The organism is Pseudomonas sp. NPDC088414 (assembly GCF_044753325.1).
Lineage (GTDB): Bacteria > Pseudomonadota > Gammaproteobacteria > Pseudomonadales > Pseudomonadaceae > Aquipseudomonas.
In genome coordinates, this window is the sequence record NZ_JBIVMY010000006.1 from 132,201 (window position 1) to 150,010 (window position 17,810).

The following is a 17,810-nucleotide window of genomic DNA, read 5'->3' on the forward strand; positions in this document are numbered from 1 at the left end:
CCTTCGCGGGCAGGCAGTCAATTCTTCCAAAAACACCCTGAGTGAATTACCCGGCCTGCGTCTTCGGTTTGGGGAACAGATTGTCCAGGGTTTCCAGCAGGCGCACGTGATAGATCGGCTTGCGAAACAGGTCCAGCACCTGCAGACGCAGCATGTCGCTGACGTCTTCCATGTCGGCATGTCCGGAGGTCACGATCACTGGCAGATGCTGGCGTGAGGTGTGTTCGCGCAGGCGTTTGATCAGCGACATGCCGGACTCCTCTGGCATGCGCAGATCGGTGATCACCAAGGCAATATCCGGAAAGCGGGTGAGGTGATGCAGGGCGAGTTTCACCGACGTCGCGGTGTGGCAGACAAAGCCCTCGCCCTCCAGTAGCTCGGCCAACTCAAGCAACGCGTCCTCTTCATCGTCAACCAGAAGCAACTGTTGGCGGGGGAGTGAGGAAGCAGTCATGGGCAGTCCCTGAAAAGCTGAAAGTGCAATCGAGTGTAGCGCGACATTCGCCGGACGCGACTCACATCAGGGGGTTTGCACCGGAGCGGTTTGTGCAGTGCCGCCGAGGGATACCAGGACGTTGTTGAAAATCGCAAAGATTTTCGCGCCCAGCGGTGTGATGAACACCACCACCACGACCGCCACCATAGCCACGACAATCGCGTACTCGATGGCTGAAGCGGCTTCCGTGCTGGCCAGAAAGGACCTCAGGCGCAATATCAGGTATTCAAGGATCATTGAAATTCTCCTCATGACAGCGAGAGATCGGACCTGTGAAATCCGATGATTGCCAGTGCCGGAGCGTTACTGTTTTCAGCAGGGGGCCAAGGCACTGGCAGAAGGGAAAGGATTTTGATTAAGGCGCGACTCTGCTCTGTGCCGTGCCACCGAGCTTGGTCAGCACCAGGTTGAAAATGGCCAGCACCTTGTCGCCGATGGGCGTCACAAACACCACAACCACGACAGCCACCATTGCCACCACAATCGCGTATTCGATGGCAGACGCGCCTTCTTCACTTCTGCACAGCAGCCTGGCCCTGGCCAGTAGATAGTCGATGATCATCCGAAACATACGTCCACTCCTTTGCGCCTCTGGCGCCGATCCAACGCTACAGCGGCATGCTTTCACCGTGCTATCAGAGCATTGTCAACAAACCCCCGCTCAACAACTGTAAGAACGGATTAATCACAAAGGATTAACCAGAACGTTAGTCGAGCCAAACCCTGCAGTTAATTGGCCAAGGCTCATACTTTAGTGGGTTATTTTCCTGTCAGTAATGGCGTTTTGTCTCGGATCAGCTAGCTTGGAAATAGCGAAATCGTTGCATGTTCATAGCTGCCTGATCGCGAAAAATTCTCTCGACAGGAAGTACAGGCTGTCGGTGCAGCAGGAAAGGGAGAGCCGTCATGAACAGTCGCGTCACCATGGGTCTTGCAGCAGTGCTGCTGTTGGGAGCAATCGTCGTCGGTTACTGGGGCCTGGTCCTCAGTCGGCAACCGACTCCCGTTGCCCAGGTGCCTGCCGCCCCGGCAGTCGCTATGGAAAAAACCGTGGCCGCCGCCGAAGATCAGACCCGCCAGCCAGTGGTCGTGTTGTTACACGATGTCCCGCCGTTCACGCCTCTCACGGCTGCCGATGTGGCGGTGGAGAAGCTGCGCAGTGCGCCAGCCGGCAGCCTTTCCAGTGTCGATCAAGCGGTGGGTCGCACACCCTGGCGGCACCTGAGTGCCGGCACCTGGCTCAACGACGAAAGCTTTCAGGCCGGTGGCTCGCTGGCGCGAATGATCCACAGCGATGAGCGCGCGCTGACCGTGGCCGTGGACGAAGTGATCGGCGCCGCCGGGCAACTGATTCCCGGCGACTACGTTGATGTGCTGCTCTACCTGCGTCAGGACGCGAGCAATCTGCAGCAGTCGGCGCAGATCGTCGTACCGGCGATGCGCGTGCTCGGTGTCGGTGAGCAATACGGCCTGACCAACGATGGGCAGCCCGCCAACCCAGCCTTGAGCGCCGACGAAAAACTCAAACAGGATCAACGCCGGATTGCTGCGCGCACCGTGGTGCTGGCGGTGCCCGAACAATTGCTCAGCCGGATGATGCTCGCCACTCAGGTCGGCACGTTGCGCCTGGCCGTGCGCAGCAGCGAAGAACAGCGTCTGGCCAGGTACTGGGCCGGTGAAACCCAGTCACCGGCGCACGTGGATAACGCCAACAGCCAGCTCTTCCAGTTCACCCAACTGGCCCTCGGTGCCGCGCCGAAAGCGCCGACCGCTGGCGGCCATGGCGGTGCGCGGCCGATGGAAGTGATCCGCGGCAATCAGCTTTCCCAACAAGCCCCATGACTGAGCAAGGATCCACGTGCATGCAGAGTCGATTCAGGCCGCTATTAACACCTTTAGTCCGGGCCTTGATACTGATGGGACTGTCGATGAACGCCGCCATCGCGGCCACCGGCAATTGCTCGGCACTCGGCCGTATGCCGCCGGTGATCGAGATCGGCGAAGGCTTCCAGCAGGACATCCAGTCGCCGGTGGCGATCACCCGCGTGGCCATCGGCGACCCGAAAATCGCCGACGTGCACGACACCGGCAGCGCCTCGTTTCTACTCACCGGGGTGGCTCCCGGCGCCACCAGCCTGATGGTCTGGACGTCGTGTTCCAGCGAGCCGCGCCAGAGCATGGTGTTCGTCAAGGGCAGTGCCACCGCCGCACTGACCAGCGCCAGCAGAATGCCTTCCGACGATCCGACACTGCCCTCGCAAGTGCAGACCGACATTCGTTTCGTCGAAGTCAGCCGCACCAAACTCAAGGAAGCCACCGCTTCGCTGATCGGCACCCGGGGCAATTTCCTGTTTGGTTCGCCCGGTACGTTGCCACCCATCGACGGCGTGCCGACGCCGAGACTGCCGGTGGATAACGGCTTGTTCAACTTTTCGTGGATCGGTGGCAAGACCATGGCGATCATCAACGCCCTGGAAACCAGCGGTTTCGCCTACACCCTTGCGCGCCCCAGCCTGGTGGCGCTGAGCGGGCAGAGCGCAAGCTTTCTGGCCGGTGGTGAAATCCCGATTCCGGTGCCTAGCGCCGGCAGCGACAACGTGTCGATCGAATACAAGGAGTTCGGTATCCGCCTGACCCTGACGCCGACTGTCATTAGCCACGACCGCATTGCGCTGAAAGTCGCACCGGAAGTCAGCGAACTGGATCTGAGTAACGCCGTGCAAATCGCCGGCACTACCGTGCCGGCCCTGACCATCCGCCGCACCGACACCAGCGTTTCGCTCGCCGACGGCGAAAGCTTCGTGATCAGCGGCCTGATCAGCACCACCAACACCTCGCAGGTGAACAAGTTTCCGGGGCTGGGCGATATCCCGGTGCTCGGCGCCTTCTTCAAAGGCTCGCAGATCAAGCGCGAAGAGCGTGAACTGCTGATGATCGTCACCCCGCACCTGGTGCAGCCACTGGCGGCGGACGCGCAACTGCCGTCGTTGCCGGGGGAAAAACTGCGCAACTACGACCCGAATTTCTACCGCATGTTCTTCCTCGAAAACGGCAACTTCGACAAACGCAGTGGGCTGTCCCAATGAACCAGAACCTGAGCCAGACCTTTCTGGCGATCACCCGTAACAACACCGATCTGGAGTGGCTGCAAGGCGCACTCGCGCCGCTGGGCCAGGTGGTGAGCGCCGGGGCCGGGAGCCTGGACGAATTGCTGGCGCTGGTCGACGTCACCTTCGCCAGCCTGGTGTTCGTCGGCCTCGATCGCGAGCATGTGGTGGCGCAGAGTGCGTTGATCGAAGGTGCGCTGGAAGCCAAACCGATGCTCGCCATCGTTGCGCTCGGCGATGGCATGGACAACCAACTGGTGCTCAATGCCATGCGTGCTGGCGCCCGGGATTTCGTCGCCTACGGTTCGCGCGCCAGTGAAGTCGCCGGGCTGGTGCGGCGCTTGAACAAGCGCCTGCCACCGGTGGCGGCCAACACGCAGCTTGGCGGCCTTACGGTGTTGTACGGCACGCAGAGCTATTCGGATGGCGCGCTGCTGGCCAACCATATGGCGCAAGTAGTGCAGAAGAGTGGACAGCAGACCTTGCTGCTGGATCTGGGCCTGCCGCGCGGTGACAGCCTGGCGCTGCTCGGGCTCGAGAGTTCGTTTCATTTCGGCGATGCCTTGCGTCACTTGCGCAGGCTCGACGCGACGCTGATCGACAGTGCCTTCACCAGCGCTGAAGCGGGTCTGCGGATTCTGGCGTATGCCGGCAGCGACGAGCCGCTGGAAAGCACCAGTGCCGCCGAGTTGTACATGTTGCTCAGCGCCTTGCGCCAACACTTCCAGCACATCGTCGTGAACCTCACCGGGCAGTCCGACAGTGAAGCCTTGCGCACGTTCGTCAGCCACTGCGACAAGCTGATCTGGTACACCGATCAGAACGTGCTCAACTGCCGCCGCAACCTGGCCGTGCTCAATCTGTGGCGCGAGAAGGGCATGAAGCTCGACCACGCGCGTTTGCTGGTGGACGGCTATCTGGGCAGCGTGGCCCCGGATGCTGAAACTTTGGGCAAAACCTTCAACCTCGAAGTGATCGCGGTATTGGCCGCCAATGCCGAAGTGCGCCTGAACGCCAAGAACCAGGGCGTCAGCCTGTTCGAACTGGCCCCGCGGGAAAAACTCACGCAAAGCCTGCGCGCTCTCGGCGAACGTCTGGCCAAGCGCTCGGAAGGCCTGGCCAAACCCAAGGTCACCTGGTTCGACCGCTTGCGAGGCACCTCATGAGCGCGGAAAAACTGTTCGGCGCGGTACACCACGGCGCGGTCGGCAATACCGATCACGAAGGCCTGAAACTGGTCCTGCACCGCTACATCATCGACGCCATCGAAGAGTCGGGGAAAAACCTGCTGGAGGGCTCGCGTCAGTTGCTGGCGCAGTTTGTCACCGACAAGGTCGCCGAATACATCGCCCGCCTGCACCTGGCGATTTCCCGCTACGAGATGGAGCGCCTGGCCGAAGAAATCGTCGACGAACTTACCGGTTTCGGTCCGCTGGAAGTGCTGCTGCGCGATCAGTCAGTGACCGAGATTCTGGTCAATGGCCCGCACCGGGTATTCATCGAACGCGATGGCGTGCTGCATCAAAGTGACCTGCGTTTTATCGACGCGCATCACGTCGAGCGGGTCATGCAACGGATTCTCGCACCACTCGGACGGCGCCTCGACGAGTCTTCACCGATGGTCGATGCGCGTCTGCCGGACGGCAGCCGGGTCAACGCGATCATCCCGCCAATCGCCCTCGACGGCCCCTGCCTGTCGATTCGAAAGTTCCGCAAGGACATGCTCAAGAGCAGTGACCTGATGGCGATGCAGACCATCGACCTGGCGATTTTCGAGTTCCTCCAGGAGGCGGTGTGCAAGCGTTGCAACGTGCTGATCAGCGGCGGTACCGGCACCGGCAAGACCACGTTGCTGAACATCCTCAGCCAATTGATCAACCCCCACGAACGGCTGGTGACCATCGAAGATGTCGCCGAATTGCAGCTCGGCCACCCGCACGTCGTGCGCCTGGAAACCCGCCCGCCGAACGCCGAGGGCCACGGTGAAGTCAAGGCCAGCGACCTGATCCGCAACGCCCTGCGCATGCGCCCCGACCGGATCATTCTCGGCGAGATCCGAGGCGTTGAAGTGGTCGATGTGCTGACCGCGATGAACACCGGTCACGACGGCTCGATGAGCACCGTGCACGCCAACAATGCCCAGGATGCGTTGTTGCGGCTGGAGACGCTGGTGGGGCTGACCGGTCGCTCGATCGCCGAGCGCACCTTGCGCCAGATGATCTGCGCGGCGCTCGACGTGATCATTCAGCTGACCCGCATGCCCGACGGCCGCCGCTGTGTCAGCGAGGTGGTGGAAGTGGTCGGCATCCGCGAAGACGTCTACGTCACCAACACCTTGTTTCGCCTTGATCGGCGTACCGGTTTCGGCTTCCTGCGCGAAGCGGTCAATCCGGCGGGCGACAAGTTGCGCCACGAGACCCACCTGGGCTGACCGCATGGGACTTGCATCATGATCGGACCGGCCATTCTCATCCTCCTGTGCCTGATCCTGCTCGGGCTGTCGATCTGGCTGTTCGTGCACGGCATCCACAAGACCAACAACGAACGGGTGCTCAATCGCCTCGCGGCGGGGCAGCCGCAACTGGTCGCACAGAAACCGGCCTGGGTCGGGCTTGAACGGATGTTTTTGCGCGCCGGGCTTGGCCGTCCCACCGAACGTTTCGGGCTGTGGATGACCCTGTGGGGCGTGGCGATTGCCCTCGGTTATCTATTGGCAGACTGGATCGGTTTGCTGGCGATGCTGCTGGCGCCGCCGCTGATCCTGCGGCTGTACATTTCCTGGCTGTACCACCGGCGGATCAAACGCATGATCGAGCAGTTGCCGCAACTGCTCGACTACACCGTACGCAGTCTCAAGTCCGGCCGCACCTTGAGCGACGCGGTCATGGGCGGCATCGAATCGAGCGAGGATCCGCTGAAAAAAGCCATGGGCCGGGTGCAGCGCAACGTGCAGCTGGGGGTCAATCTGCCGGATGCGGTCAGCGATTTCGCCGAACTCTACGAACAGGACGAATTGCGCATGTTCGCCCTCGGCCTCAAGGTCAACCATCGTTACGGTGGCAACGCCAGCGAACTGCTGGAGAACCTGATCAAGCTGATTCGCGAGCGTGACCAGGGCGCCCGGCAACTGCGCGCACTGACTGGCGAAACACGCATGACCGCGTGGGTGCTGGGTTCGCTGCCGGTGATTCTGGTGAGTTACTTCATGCTGACCAACCCCGGCTACATGCTCGGCATGTGGCACGACTCCGGTGGTCGGACCATGTTGATCATCGCCGTGGTGTTGCAAGTGACCGGCTGCCTGGCGCTGTGGCGCATGTTGCGGAGTATTTGAAATGGTCTATCTCGCCGCTCTGATGCTGCTGCTCGGCGCGCTGTTGCTGGTGGTCAATCACCTGCTGACGGAGCGGCGCCGGGTGCGCCAGGTCAACCAGCGGTTGCAGGGGCATCTGGTGCGCGAGAACCGTTTTGGTAACTGGCTGCGTGCTCTGGGCAACAGCAGGTTCGGCCAGCGCTCAGTGAGCATCGACAGCGAAACCCAGACCCTGCTCAGTCGCCTCGGCTGGCGCCGCGCCAGTGAGCGCTCGCTGTTCGCCGCCTGCCAGATCGGCACGCCGCTGCTGGCGTTGGGGCTGGCGATCTTTCTGCAGGAAGTGTTTTTTCCGCACGCCGCCAACCGCTGGATCGTCCCGATGCTCGCCACCGGTGCCGGTTACCTGTTGCCAAAGCGCTTGCTGGCTTACGCCGCCGGGCGCCGGCAGAAAACCATCGCCGTGGAAATATCCACGTTCATCCCGCTGCTGCGCATCCTCTTCGAGTCGGGCATGGCGGTCGAACAAGCCTTGCGTGTGCTCAGCACCGAAGGGCAGAAACTGCTGCCGGAACTGACCCGCGAACTGCGCCTGATTCTGGCCCGGGTCGACTCGGGACTGGAGCTGGGACAGGAGTTGAACAAGACCTCGGTGATGCTCGCGGTCGATGAGTTCACCGACACCTGCGTGATCCTGCAGCAATTGATTCAGCAGGGCGGCGGAGCGATGAAATCGCTGCTCGCGCTCAAGCAATTGCTCGACGATCGCCGCCTGACCCGACTGCAGGAATACATCTCGAAGATGTCGGCGAAGATGTCGGTGGTGATGATGCTGTTTCTGTTTCCTGCCTTGCTGATCGTACTGGCCGGCCCGGGGTTCACCGCGATTACCCGGGCATTTGCAAACTGACGTGGGCTCATGGAGAGCGTTTGATGAAAGCACTGATTGTCTTGGCAAGCCTGTTGTTGCTCGGTGGTTGCGCCACCGACGGTCAGGCGCCGTGGTCGGCGATGCTCGCACCGACCAGTTGCAGCAAGCTCGATTCCGAACAGGAACTGGCGTTGAACCTGGCGGACGATCTGGCCAACGACGGCAAGCTGCACGCCAGCCTGGCCAATCTGCAGAGCCTGCCCGATAAACTGGTCGAGGTACGCCTGCGCAAGGCCAGGGTTTACCGCTTGCTCGGGCGCAGTGAAGCCGAGCCGCTGTATCGCGGATTGCTCGGCACCTGCCTGACGGCGGACGCCGAACATGGCCTGGGCCAGATCTACGCCGCCCGTGGCGACAACGGCCAGGCCCAGGCGCACTTGCAGCGCGCGGTACGTCTGGCGCCGACCAATGAAAAAATCCGCAATGACCTGGGCGTGGTCTACCTCAACCAGTTGCGTCTTGAGGACGCACGCTTCGAATTCCTTACCGCTATTGAGCTCAAGCAGAACGATCAACTGGCCACGCTGAATCTGGTGAGTTTGCTGCTGTATCAGAACAACTGGCAGCAAGCCGCCGAAATCGTCAGCCGCGCGCACCTGACGCCGGAGCAGTTCGCCGACGCCCAGGCCCGCGCGGAAAAACTCAAGGTACCGACCAAGGCTACGCCACCCGCCGGCAATCAGGTGGCGGTGGTGGCGGACCCGCAACCGTCGACGCTCAAGTGACATCCAGGGAGATTGCCATGAACACCTTGTACCGTGTGTGCTGCCTGACCCTGCTCAGCCTGCCGATTGCGGCCCAGGCGATCGACGCCGGCCCGGCCTCGGCGCAGCAACAGGAAACCGAAGGCTGGCTGGTGCTGCAAAGCCGCAACCAGGCCGCCTCGACCAAGCCGCAAACCGCCACGGCGGCGGAGCGCGAACAGGCGATGCAGCGCTGGTTGAAGAAGTACAAGTACGAGATTCCGGATTTCTACGACCCGGATGCGGGTGGCAAGATCGAGACCAAGAACTAGGCCGATGGCGTGGCTCAAACCAGTCCGCTATCGCCGACAAGCCGGCGATAGCGGACTGGCTGAAGGCCTACAACTGATAGCTGAAACTGATGCTGTAGCGCGCCCGCCGATTGAATGTGTCCAGCGCTTCATCCGACATCGGCTTGGCGGCCTCCAACGCAATGTTGTAGTACTTGGCATCGCCAAAACGCAGGCCTACGGCTGCCGATGACAGGTCATTGCTCTGCACCGCCAGCTTGTTGAACCAGGTTTTCGAACGGTCCAGCACCACATACGGTTGCAGGATGCGCACCCAGTTGCCGTCGCGATTGAAGCTGTAGTTGACCTCATAAGCCGCGCCCCAGCCCTTGTCGCCCGACGCCTGATCGTCCGGGTAGCCACGGCCGAAATTCTGCCCGCCGAACACCGCACGTTCACTGTCGGGCAGGGTGTCATCACTCCAGTACAACGCGGCCGACAGTACGCCCTGCCAGTTGTCGAAAAACTTGTCGCTCTGTACGCCGGAGAGGCGCAGGCGCAGGAAGTTCAGGTCCAGCGCCGGGTTGTTGGAATGCGCGCCCATGCTGTCGAGGCCCTGATACACGCCACCACTGAGAATCCGCAGCTGCCGGGCATCGGTCTTGCGCCAGTCGCCTTCGAACGCGAGGGCGCGCACGTTGGTGCGCTCCTCGATGCTGATCGGGTAGCCGACCACGTTGTAGCGGTTTTTATCATCCACTGCATAGAGCCGCGCTCCCGCGTTAAGCAGCTCGTTGGAGGCGGCAATGAACGGGTGGCTGATGCCGATCGAGTAGCGGTCATCTTCCTTGTGCGGCTTGAGTTCAAAGCCATCGCTGGTCAGCACATTGGTGCCCGGATCCGCGCGATAGCGTGAGGCGAACAGGCTCAGTTGCGTGCCTTCGCTGTTGAGGAACTGGTTGTAGTCCACACGGTAGTAATGCTCATGATCGTCCCCCGGCGGAAACAGTCCGCTGAGGGTCAACTGTTCGCCCATGGCGGTCTGCGAATTACTGCTGACCCCCAGCAAAGCCTGGGTGCCATTGCGGTTGTCTTCAGTGGTGCTCATGGTGCTGGTGAACGGTTTACGACTGGCCTGGGCCACCAGTGTTGTTGCGCCGTCGGTGGTGCCGGGCGGCGGCACTTGCGCCTGGATGGTCACCCCGGGGATGCGGGTCATCAGGGTGGTGTAGCGTTCGAAGGTTTTGCGGGTCAGCGGGCGTTCGGCCTGGATTTTTGCCGCCAGCTCGTCGAGCAGGCCTTTGACCCGGCCGACATCGCCCTGCACCTGCACGTCGCGCACGTAACCTTCCACCAGCACGACCCGGGCCACGCCATCGTCGAAACGCTGTTGCGGCAGGAAGGCATAGGACAGCAGATAGCCGTCCTTCTGGTAACGACGGGTGATGTCGCGGGTGGCTTCGATCAGCTCGGCCAGGCTGGTCTGGTGGCCGATGAGAGGTTTGTAGACTTCGGCCAGTTCGTTGAGCGGGTAGATCGTGCCGCCCTCGATCTGCACGGTTTTCAGATTGACTTTGGTGTCCATCAACAGCGGCTGCGCCGTGGCCGCGCCGGGGTCGGGGACTTGCAGAGGCGTGGCCGCGGGGCGATAGGCATCTGCCGGCAGGTTCGGCACGGGCAGGTTGCGGGTGGTTTCGTTGCTGTTGAGAAAGCTGGGCAGGGTGTCGGCGAGGGCGGCGGAACTGATACTGAGGAACAGCAGGGATGCCATTACGCGCATAGGACACTCCATGGTCAGATCACAGCGCTGAGTTGAATTTTTCCTAAGAAAAAAGCGGAAGACTCGTGGGAATCTTCCGCCCTCAACCAAGCGTAGGCGCTGTAGGTGAGGCCGTCGAATCGGCCAGGTGCAATTTAGCGTTTGTTGCCTCCAAGAGCGCCGGTCAGGCCACCGAGTACACCACCCAGGCCACCGGTTGCGGTGCCACCGGTGGCGGTGCCGCCGGTACTGGTGCCGCCGTTGAGCAGGCCGCCGACTGCACCAACGGTTGCGCCGACGTTGCTGACCACACCGCCGACGGCGGTAGTGACCGGGTTGTTGGTGGACGCGATGGTGGCGCCAACGGTGCTGACTGCGCCGCCGACCTGGCCGGTGAGACCGGCGACCGGTGCGCCCAGGCCTGTCGCTGCGCCAACTTGTTGGGTGACGCTGGTGACTGCACTGGTGACCGGATTAAGCCCGGCACCGACGGTGGCGCCGACGCTGGCCAGTGGCGAGGTAGTGGCGGTGATCGGAGTACCCGAGCCGCCGAGTACGGTGTTGAGCGAGGCGACGGTATTGCCCAGTCCGCCAGCCGTGACGCCGCCGGCACTGACCACGCCGTTGGTGCTGCCAGCGTTCAGCCCGGAGCCGACGTTGACCACGGCGCCGCCAACCGTTTGCAGCAAGCCGGTACCGCCCAGGCCGCCGCCGAGACCGCCGCCCAATCCACCACCGGTGCTGGTGCCGTTATCCACCAGCCCGCCGGCTTTGCCAACCGCGGTGCCGACGTTGGTCAACGCGCCGCCAACGGTGTTGGTCAAGGCGTTGCCGCCGCCAGCGCCGGTTACCTGACCGCCCACGCCTTTGACGGCGCCACCGACCTGGCCGAGTACGCCATTGAGCGGAGCGCCGAGGCCGGTCGCAGCGCCGACTTTGTCGGTGGTGCTTTCAACCATCGCAATCACGGGCACCAGACCGTTGCCGACACTTTTGGTCACTGAACCGAGTGGGCCGGTGGTGGTGGCCAGGCTCAGGGTGTCGCCGAGCATGGTGACTTTTTCACCGACGCCGTCGAGTACCGGGGCGACTTTGGTGACCACGCCGCCGACAACCGGAACGCTGCCGGTGGCGGTCGCCAGTTTGCCGCTCAGGTCCGATACACCGTTGCCGACATCGCTGACCACGCCGCCCACCGAGGATGCGGTGACGCCCAGACCGTTGTCGACGGTGCCCAGTTTGCCAATGCCGTTGGCCACGCCATTGCCGAGGGTACTGACCACGTTGCCAGTGGTGTTGGCCGCGCTTTGCACGACGCCACCGACGACCGGTACGGTGCTCAGCGAATCGCCGACCTGGCCGACGCCATCACCGACGCCTGCGACGGTTTTGCCGACATCCTGCACCAGGGTGGTGGTCACCAGCGGAGTGGTGGTCGGGTTGGTCGGGTTGGTTGGACCCGTAGGGTCGGTCGGATTGGTTGGGTTGGTCGGATCGGTCGGGTTGGTTGTACCCGTACCGCCAGTACCGCCAGTACCGCCAGTACCACCGGTGCCTCCGGTACCACCTGTGCCTGCGGTATCGGTACCGCCGGTGCCGCCGGTGCTGCCAGTGCCGCCAGTGCCACTGCTACCGCCAGTACCACTAGTGCCGCCAGTGCCCGACGTCGCGCTGTCTGGCGAAGAGCTGCCGGAGCTGCTGTGATGGCCGCCACCGCCGCTGCTGCAGCCAGCGAGGCCAAGGGAGAGGATCAATGCCAGAGCTGTTGCCGATTTGCACCACACTTGAGTTTTCATGATTGAGATTCCTTGCACCTGTAACAACATTCGTCGTTTTCGATGGCTCACCGATCTGTCGCCGGTAATGCCTCGTCCGTGGTGTCAATCTCAATCGCGCCGCAGGTTTCGACCATTCTCAAGTTGGTATTAACGCCTTTATATATAAGGCGCCGCGCCGTGCCTAAGGACTAATACCCAGGATATAGACGCATAAAAAAAGGCCTTGAAAATCAAGGCCTGGGTTTTTTCAGAGTGCGGCGCCAAGCGTGGAAAAACTTAAGTGATATATACACAATTTACAGGCTTGCCCGGGGGGGAGGATCAGGCAATCGGTTGCCATTGCCCGACCATGTGTTCCAGATCGCCGTGGCCGATCAGGCGCAACTCGCCGCTGGATCCCGGCACACTCGCCAGCAATGAAACCTCACTGGGCAAGCGCACCGGTTTGCGAAAGTGCACGGCGATTTCAAGGTTGGCCTTGGGTAGATGATCAGCCAGTGCCGCGAGGGTTCTGGCCTTGTTCCACAAGCCGTGAGCAATCGCCGTGGGGAAACCGAACAGTTTGGCACTGGCGGCGCTCAGGTGAATCGGGTTGTAGTCGCCCGAGACTTTGGCGTATTGCCGACCGATATCGGCCGGGGCTTTCCATTGCGCCACTTGCGTCAACACCTGGGACGGCTCCCAGTGTTGCTCGACAGGTTCGCCATCGAGTTTCACTCCGCGACAGAGCATCTGGCTTTCGGCCTCCCACAGTGGTCCGAGTTGATCGTCCAGAGTGGTCAGTACGTCGAAGGTCGCACCTTTGGCATGCGGCTGCAGGTTGTGCACGCGAACACTGACTTGCGCTCGACTGATCCCGCCCATCGGTCGCAATACGCGTATGCGGTTGCTCAGATGAATCAGCCCCAGCAGCGGGAACGGAAATTCCTTGGCCGTGAGCAATTGCATCTGCAGGGCGAACGCGAGGATGTGTGGATAAGTCGGCGGCAGCAGGCCGTCATCGGCAAAGCCGCAGACCTTGCGATAGGCCGCCAGTTTCTGCGGGTCGACATCGACCCAGCAGCGCAAACCGCTGTCGGGCAGTCGGGTACCGGTGATCTTGCGCCGTGTCGCGGCCCGCGCGTACAGGGCGGCCAGGCTCGGTTCACGGTCGAGGGTGTGCCATTCAATGCTCATGCCTATGCCCCCAGAACACTTTGTCCACAGACCCGCAATGCCTGACCGGTGAACGCACCGGTGCCCGGTTGCGCCAGCCATGCGACGGCTTCGGCGACGTCTTGCGGCAAACCGCCCTGGCCCAGCGAACTCATGCGCCGTCCGGCTTCACGCAGGCCGAACGGGATGTGCGCGGTCATCTGGGTTTCGATGAAGCCCGGGGCCACGGCGTTAATGCTGATGCCGCGTTCGTGCAGCGTCGGCGCCCAGGCCTGCGCCAGGCCGATCAGCCCGGCCTTGCTTGCGGCGTAATTGGTCTGTCCGCGATTGCCGGCGATGCCGCTGATCGAGGCCAGCAGAATCACCCGCGCATTGTCGTGCAGGGTGCCGCTGTCGAGCAGGGCCTTGGTCAGCACTTGCGGAGCATTGAGGTTGACCGCCAGCACCGCGTCCCAGAATTCCGGGGTCATGTTGGCCAGGGTCTTGTCGCGGGTGATCCCGGCGTTGTGCACCAGAATGTCGAGGCCGTCCGGCAATTGTTCGACCAATTGCGCAGCGGCGTCTTCGGCGCAGATGTCGAGGGTGATCGCCCGTCCGCCGAGGCGCGCGGCGAGGGCTTCCAGATCAGTCTTGGCCGGTGGTACGTCGAGCAAAATCACTTCCGCTCCGTCGCGGGCGAGGGTCTCGGCAATCGAGGCGCCGATCCCGCGTGCCGCGCCGGTAACCAGCGCCTTGCGTCCGGCCAATGGCCGGGTCCAGTCGGTGACCTGTGTGGCGCACGCGGTCAGGCGAATCACCTGCCCGGAGACAAAGGCGCTTTTCGGCGAGAGGAAAAACCGCAGCGGCCCCTCAAGCTGATCTTCGGCGCCCTCACCGACATAGATCAGTTGCAGCGTGCCGCCGCTGCGCAGCTCTTTGGCCAGCGAGCGCGAAAAGCCTTCGAGTGCCCGCTGTGCGCTGGACGCAAACGGATCGCGCAAGGTTTCCGGGGCGCGGCCGAGGATCACCAGGTGCGCGCTGCTGTCGAGATTTTTCATCAACGGCTGGAAGAACTCACGCAGCTGTTTGAGCTGGTCGGTGTGCTGCAGATCGCTGGCATCGAACACCACGGCCTTGAGTTTCGGCCCGTGCCCGGGAATCCACGCGGTGGCCAGCGACGGTTCGCTGCCGTAGCTGTAGATCGAGTCGGTCAGGCGGTTGGCGAACGCGTTGATCCGCTCGGCCAGCGGCCCGCCGCCGATCAGCAGCGCTCCGTCCACCGGCCGCAGGCGTCCGGCCTGCCAGCGTTCCAGCCGCACCGGCGACGGCAGGCCCAAAGCCCCGACCAGACGGTGGCCGATGGATGAGTTGGCGAAGTCGATATAGCGGTCAGACATGGAACGCTCTCCAAAAGTTGGGGTTCAAAGTGTGGACTACCAACGGCAATCAATCGTTCGATTCACGCAATAAGGCCTACGCTAGAACAGCAGAGTAGTTGGCCGCCGATGGTTGTGTGGCCAAACACAAATTCAGAAACAACGTTGAACCCTGTAGGAGTGACCTGTGGCGAGGGGATTCATCCCCGATCGGCTGCGAAGCAGTCGCAATGTATAGCGATTGCAATGAGGGGGCCGCTGCGCGACCCATCGGGGATGAATCCCCTCACCACAGATCACTTCTACAGAGGATTCAGGTGAATTCGACCATTTGGAAAAGGAGCTTTTCATGAGTCAGCTGCGCCGCGTCGCCATCATCGGCGGTAACCGTATTCCCTACGCCCGCTCCAACGGGCCGTACGCCACTGCCAGCAATCAGGTGATGCTCACCGCTGCCCTTGAAGGCCTGATCGAACGCTACAACCTGCACGGCCAGCGCATCGGCGAAGTGGTGGCGGGGGCGGTGCTTAAATTGTCACGGGATATGAATCTGACCCGCGAGTGCGTGCTCGGCTCGCGGCTGTCGCCCACCACCCCGGCCTATGACATCCAGCAAGCCTGCGGCACCGGGCTGGAAGCGGCGCTGCTGGTGGCCAACAAAATCGCCCTCGGCCAGATCGACTGCGGCATTGCCGGTGGCGTCGACACCACCTCGGACGCGCCGATCAGCGTCAGCGAAGGGCTGCGTAAAATCCTTCTGCAGGCCAACCGCGCCAAGACCACTGGCGACAAGCTGAAAACCTTTCTGCAACTGCGCCCGCGGCACCTGATCCCGGAGTTCCCGCGTAACGGCGAACCGCGTACCGGCCTGTCGATGGGCCAGCACTGCGAACTGATGGCGCAGACCTGGAATATTCCCCGTGAAGAGCAGGATCAACTGGCCCTCGAAAGCCATCACAAACTCGCTGCCTCCTACAGCGAAGGTTGGCACAACGATCTGATGACGCCGTTCCTCGGCCTGACCCGCGACAACAATCTGCGCCTGGACCTGACCCTGGAAAAACTCGCCACGCTCAAACCCGCTTTCGAAAAAAGCGCCAAGGGCACGCTGACGGCGGGCAACTCCACGCCGCTCACCGACGGCGCTTCGGTGGTGCTGCTGGGCAGCGAGGAGTGGGCGAAAGAACGTGGTTTGCCGATCCTCGCCTATCTGCGCGATGGCGAAGCGGCGGCGGTGGATTTCGTCAACGGCGCCGAAGGCCTGTTGATGGCGCCGGTGTATGCCGTGCCGCGTTTGCTGGCGCGTAATGGGCTGACCCTGCAGGACTTCGATTACTACGAAATTCACGAAGCGTTCGCCGCCCAGGTGCTGTGCACGCTCAAGGCCTGGGAAGATCCTGAATATTGCAAGACGCGTTTGGGGCTGGACGCACCGCTGGGCTCGATCGATCGCAGCCGGTTGAATGTGAAAGGCAGCTCGCTGGCGGCGGGGCATCCGTTTGCCGCGACCGGTGGGCGGATTGTCGCGAACATGGCGAAACTGCTGGATGCGGCAGGCAAGGGCAGGGGGCTGATCTCGATCTGCGCGGCTGGGGGGCAGGGTGTCACCGCAATCATCGAACGCTAAAAGATCGCAGCCTTCGACGCCAATTTCATGCAGGAGCTGCCGCAGGCTGCGATCTTTTGACCTTGAATCTTTTCATTACCGCTGCGTGTCAGATTCTGTCGCAAATGCCCTCGACAGCCGATAACTACAAGCAAGGTCGGCTCGGCTATGATCGGCAAAGCTCGATTATTTCGGCACAGTGTGTGCATCCACAGGGTTCACAGGTCGGCAACCCCTCCCCGTAGCGCGAGGATTGCCGTATAACGAGTGACATTCGCGTGTTTGGTAATAAAGGACCCACAATAAAAGCTGATGAAGACTCCAAAACGCATTGAACCCCTGATCGAAGACGGTCTGGTCGACGAAGTGCTGCGCCCACTCATGAGTGGTAAAGAAGCAGCTGTTTATGTGGTGCGCTGCGGTAACCAGTTACGTTGCGCGAAGGTTTACAAGGAGGCGAACAAACGCAGTTTCCGCCAGGCAGCCGAGTATCAGGAAGGCCGCAAGGTGCGTAACAGCCGGCAGGCCCGGGCGATGGCCAAGGGTTCGAAATTTGGTCGCAAGGAGACCGAAGACGCCTGGCAGAACGCCGAAGTCGCGGCGCTGTTCCGTCTGGCCGGTGCCGGTGTGCGAGTGCCCAAGCCGTACGACTTTCTCGATGGCGTGCTACTGATGGAGCTGGTGGCCGACGAGTATGGCGATGCCGCGCCGCGTCTGAACGACGTGGTGCTGGAGCCGGATCAGGCCCGCGAATATCACGCGTTCCTGATCTCGCAGATCGTGCTGATGTTGTGTACCGGTCTGGTGCACGGTGACCTCTCGGAGTTCAACGTGCTGCTGACCCCGACCGGCCCGGTGATCATCGACCTGCCGCAGGCAGTGGATGCCGCCGGCAACAACCACGCATTCAGCATGCTCGAGCGCGATGTGGGCAACATGGCTTCGTACTTCGGGCGCTTTGCCCCGGAGCTGAAGCAGACCCGCTACGCGAAAGAAATGTGGGCGTTGTACGAAGCCGGCACCTTGCATCCCAACAGCGTGCTGACCGGTGAGTTCGACGATCCGGAAGATCTGGCTGATGTTGGCGGTGTATTGCGCGAGATCGAAGCGGCGCGGCTCGACGAAGAGCGCAAGCAGGCGATCCGTGCGGCGGATGACGAGCCCAAAGGCAAGTCCGACGAACCACCGCCGCCACCGTGGATGCAGTAAGCGCTTGAACAGAAACCCGGCTTCGGCCGGGTTTTTTGTGCCCGTATATTCCGTCACCACACCTCACTGTGGGAGCTGGCTTGCCAGCGATAGCGGTGGTTCAGCTGAAAATTTTATCGGATGTACCGGCC

17 protein-coding genes are annotated in these 17,810 nt (G+C 62.0%); 10 read left to right on the forward strand and 7 right to left on the reverse strand.

What is annotated here, in order from left to right:
- Nucleotides 1-46 precede the first annotated feature (46 nt).
- From ACIP8I_RS09215 to ACIP8I_RS09225, 3 genes are all read right to left on the reverse strand, one after another.
- Nucleotides 47-454 carry a response regulator gene (locus tag ACIP8I_RS09215; RefSeq protein WP_095138201.1) on the reverse strand — a complete coding sequence of 136 codons (408 nt, stop codon included), beginning with the start codon at nt 452-454 and terminating at the stop codon, nt 47-49.
- 66 nt (nt 455-520) lie between these two features.
- A complete protein-coding gene (locus ACIP8I_RS09220; RefSeq protein WP_007963011.1) occupies nt 521-733 on the reverse strand; it encodes a Flp family type IVb pilin in 213 nt (70 codons plus the stop codon).
- A 118-nt stretch (nt 734-851) separates the two neighbouring features.
- Nucleotides 852-1,067, reverse strand: coding sequence for a Flp family type IVb pilin (locus ACIP8I_RS09225; RefSeq protein ID WP_007963010.1), 216 nt, complete (start codon nt 1,065-1,067; stop codon nt 852-854).
- A 335-nt stretch (nt 1,068-1,402) separates the two neighbouring features.
- Between ACIP8I_RS09225 and cpaB the strand changes: the two genes are divergently transcribed.
- The 8 genes from cpaB to ACIP8I_RS09265 are packed head-to-tail and all read left to right on the forward strand — an operon-like array spanning nt 1,403 to nt 8,859.
- Nucleotides 1,403-2,338, forward strand: coding sequence for a Flp pilus assembly protein CpaB (gene cpaB / locus ACIP8I_RS09230; RefSeq protein WP_400760426.1), 936 nt, complete (start codon nt 1,403-1,405; stop codon nt 2,336-2,338).
- Between the two features lie 20 nt (nt 2,339-2,358).
- The gene (locus ACIP8I_RS09235; RefSeq protein ID WP_400760429.1) at nt 2,359-3,582 is read left to right on the forward strand and encodes a type II and III secretion system protein family protein; all 1,224 of its coding nucleotides are present in this window, start codon (nt 2,359-2,361) and stop codon (nt 3,580-3,582) included.
- Entirely contained in the window at nt 3,579-4,769 is a 1,191-nt protein-coding gene (locus ACIP8I_RS09240) for a pilus assembly protein (protein ID WP_367082929.1), read from the forward strand. The genes ACIP8I_RS09235 and ACIP8I_RS09240 overlap by 4 nt, the downstream gene beginning before the upstream one ends.
- Nucleotides 4,766-6,034, forward strand: a complete 1,269-nt coding sequence (locus tag ACIP8I_RS09245; protein ID WP_400760431.1) for a CpaF family protein — start codon at nt 4,766-4,768, stop codon at nt 6,032-6,034. Before ACIP8I_RS09240 ends, ACIP8I_RS09245 begins: the two co-directional genes overlap by 4 nt.
- A gap of 18 nt (nt 6,035-6,052) precedes the next feature.
- The gene (locus ACIP8I_RS09250) at nt 6,053-6,937 is read left to right on the forward strand and encodes a type II secretion system F family protein (protein WP_007962998.1); all 885 of its coding nucleotides are present in this window, start codon (nt 6,053-6,055) and stop codon (nt 6,935-6,937) included.
- A 1-nt stretch (nt 6,938) separates the two neighbouring features.
- Nucleotides 6,939-7,823, forward strand: a complete 885-nt coding sequence (locus ACIP8I_RS09255) for a type II secretion system F family protein (protein ID WP_007962993.1) — start codon at nt 6,939-6,941, stop codon at nt 7,821-7,823.
- Between the two features lie 23 nt (nt 7,824-7,846).
- Nucleotides 7,847-8,569 (forward strand): tetratricopeptide repeat protein, encoded by a 723-nt coding sequence (locus ACIP8I_RS09260; RefSeq protein ID WP_367082932.1) that lies wholly within the window; start codon nt 7,847-7,849, stop codon nt 8,567-8,569.
- Between the two features lie 17 nt (nt 8,570-8,586).
- Entirely contained in the window at nt 8,587-8,859 is a 273-nt protein-coding gene (locus ACIP8I_RS09265; RefSeq protein WP_367082933.1) for a DUF3613 domain-containing protein, read from the forward strand.
- 67 nt (nt 8,860-8,926) lie between these two features.
- Here the strand turns inward: ACIP8I_RS09265 and ACIP8I_RS09270 are convergent, their stop codons facing one another.
- The 4 genes from ACIP8I_RS09270 to ACIP8I_RS09285 all read right to left on the reverse strand — a co-directional run bounded on the left by ACIP8I_RS09270 (nt 8,927) and on the right by ACIP8I_RS09285 (nt 14,885).
- Entirely contained in the window at nt 8,927-10,597 is a 1,671-nt protein-coding gene (locus tag ACIP8I_RS09270) for a ShlB/FhaC/HecB family hemolysin secretion/activation protein (protein WP_400760435.1), read from the reverse strand.
- Between the two features lie 134 nt (nt 10,598-10,731).
- Nucleotides 10,732-12,372 carry a collagen-like triple helix repeat-containing protein gene (locus tag ACIP8I_RS09275; protein ID WP_400760437.1) on the reverse strand — a complete coding sequence of 547 codons (1,641 nt, stop codon included), beginning with the start codon at nt 12,370-12,372 and terminating at the stop codon, nt 10,732-10,734.
- 303 nt (nt 12,373-12,675) lie between these two features.
- Nucleotides 12,676-13,530 (reverse strand): MaoC family dehydratase, encoded by an 855-nt coding sequence (locus ACIP8I_RS09280; RefSeq protein WP_400760439.1) that lies wholly within the window; start codon nt 13,528-13,530, stop codon nt 12,676-12,678.
- A gap of 2 nt (nt 13,531-13,532) precedes the next feature.
- A complete protein-coding gene (locus ACIP8I_RS09285; protein ID WP_400760441.1) occupies nt 13,533-14,885 on the reverse strand; it encodes a 3-oxoacyl-ACP reductase in 1,353 nt (450 codons plus the stop codon).
- A gap of 328 nt (nt 14,886-15,213) precedes the next feature.
- Between ACIP8I_RS09285 and ACIP8I_RS09290 the strand changes: the two genes are divergently transcribed.
- Both ACIP8I_RS09290 and ACIP8I_RS09295 read left to right on the forward strand, forming a co-directional pair.
- Nucleotides 15,214-16,491: an acetyl-CoA C-acetyltransferase gene (locus ACIP8I_RS09290; RefSeq protein ID WP_400760443.1), complete on the forward strand. Its 1,278-nt coding sequence runs from the start codon at nt 15,214-15,216 to the stop codon at nt 16,489-16,491.
- Between the two features lie 291 nt (nt 16,492-16,782).
- Nucleotides 16,783-17,679, forward strand: coding sequence for a PA4780 family RIO1-like protein kinase (locus ACIP8I_RS09295; RefSeq protein ID WP_003221347.1), 897 nt, complete (start codon nt 16,783-16,785; stop codon nt 17,677-17,679).
- Nucleotides 17,680-17,810 lie beyond the last annotated feature (131 nt).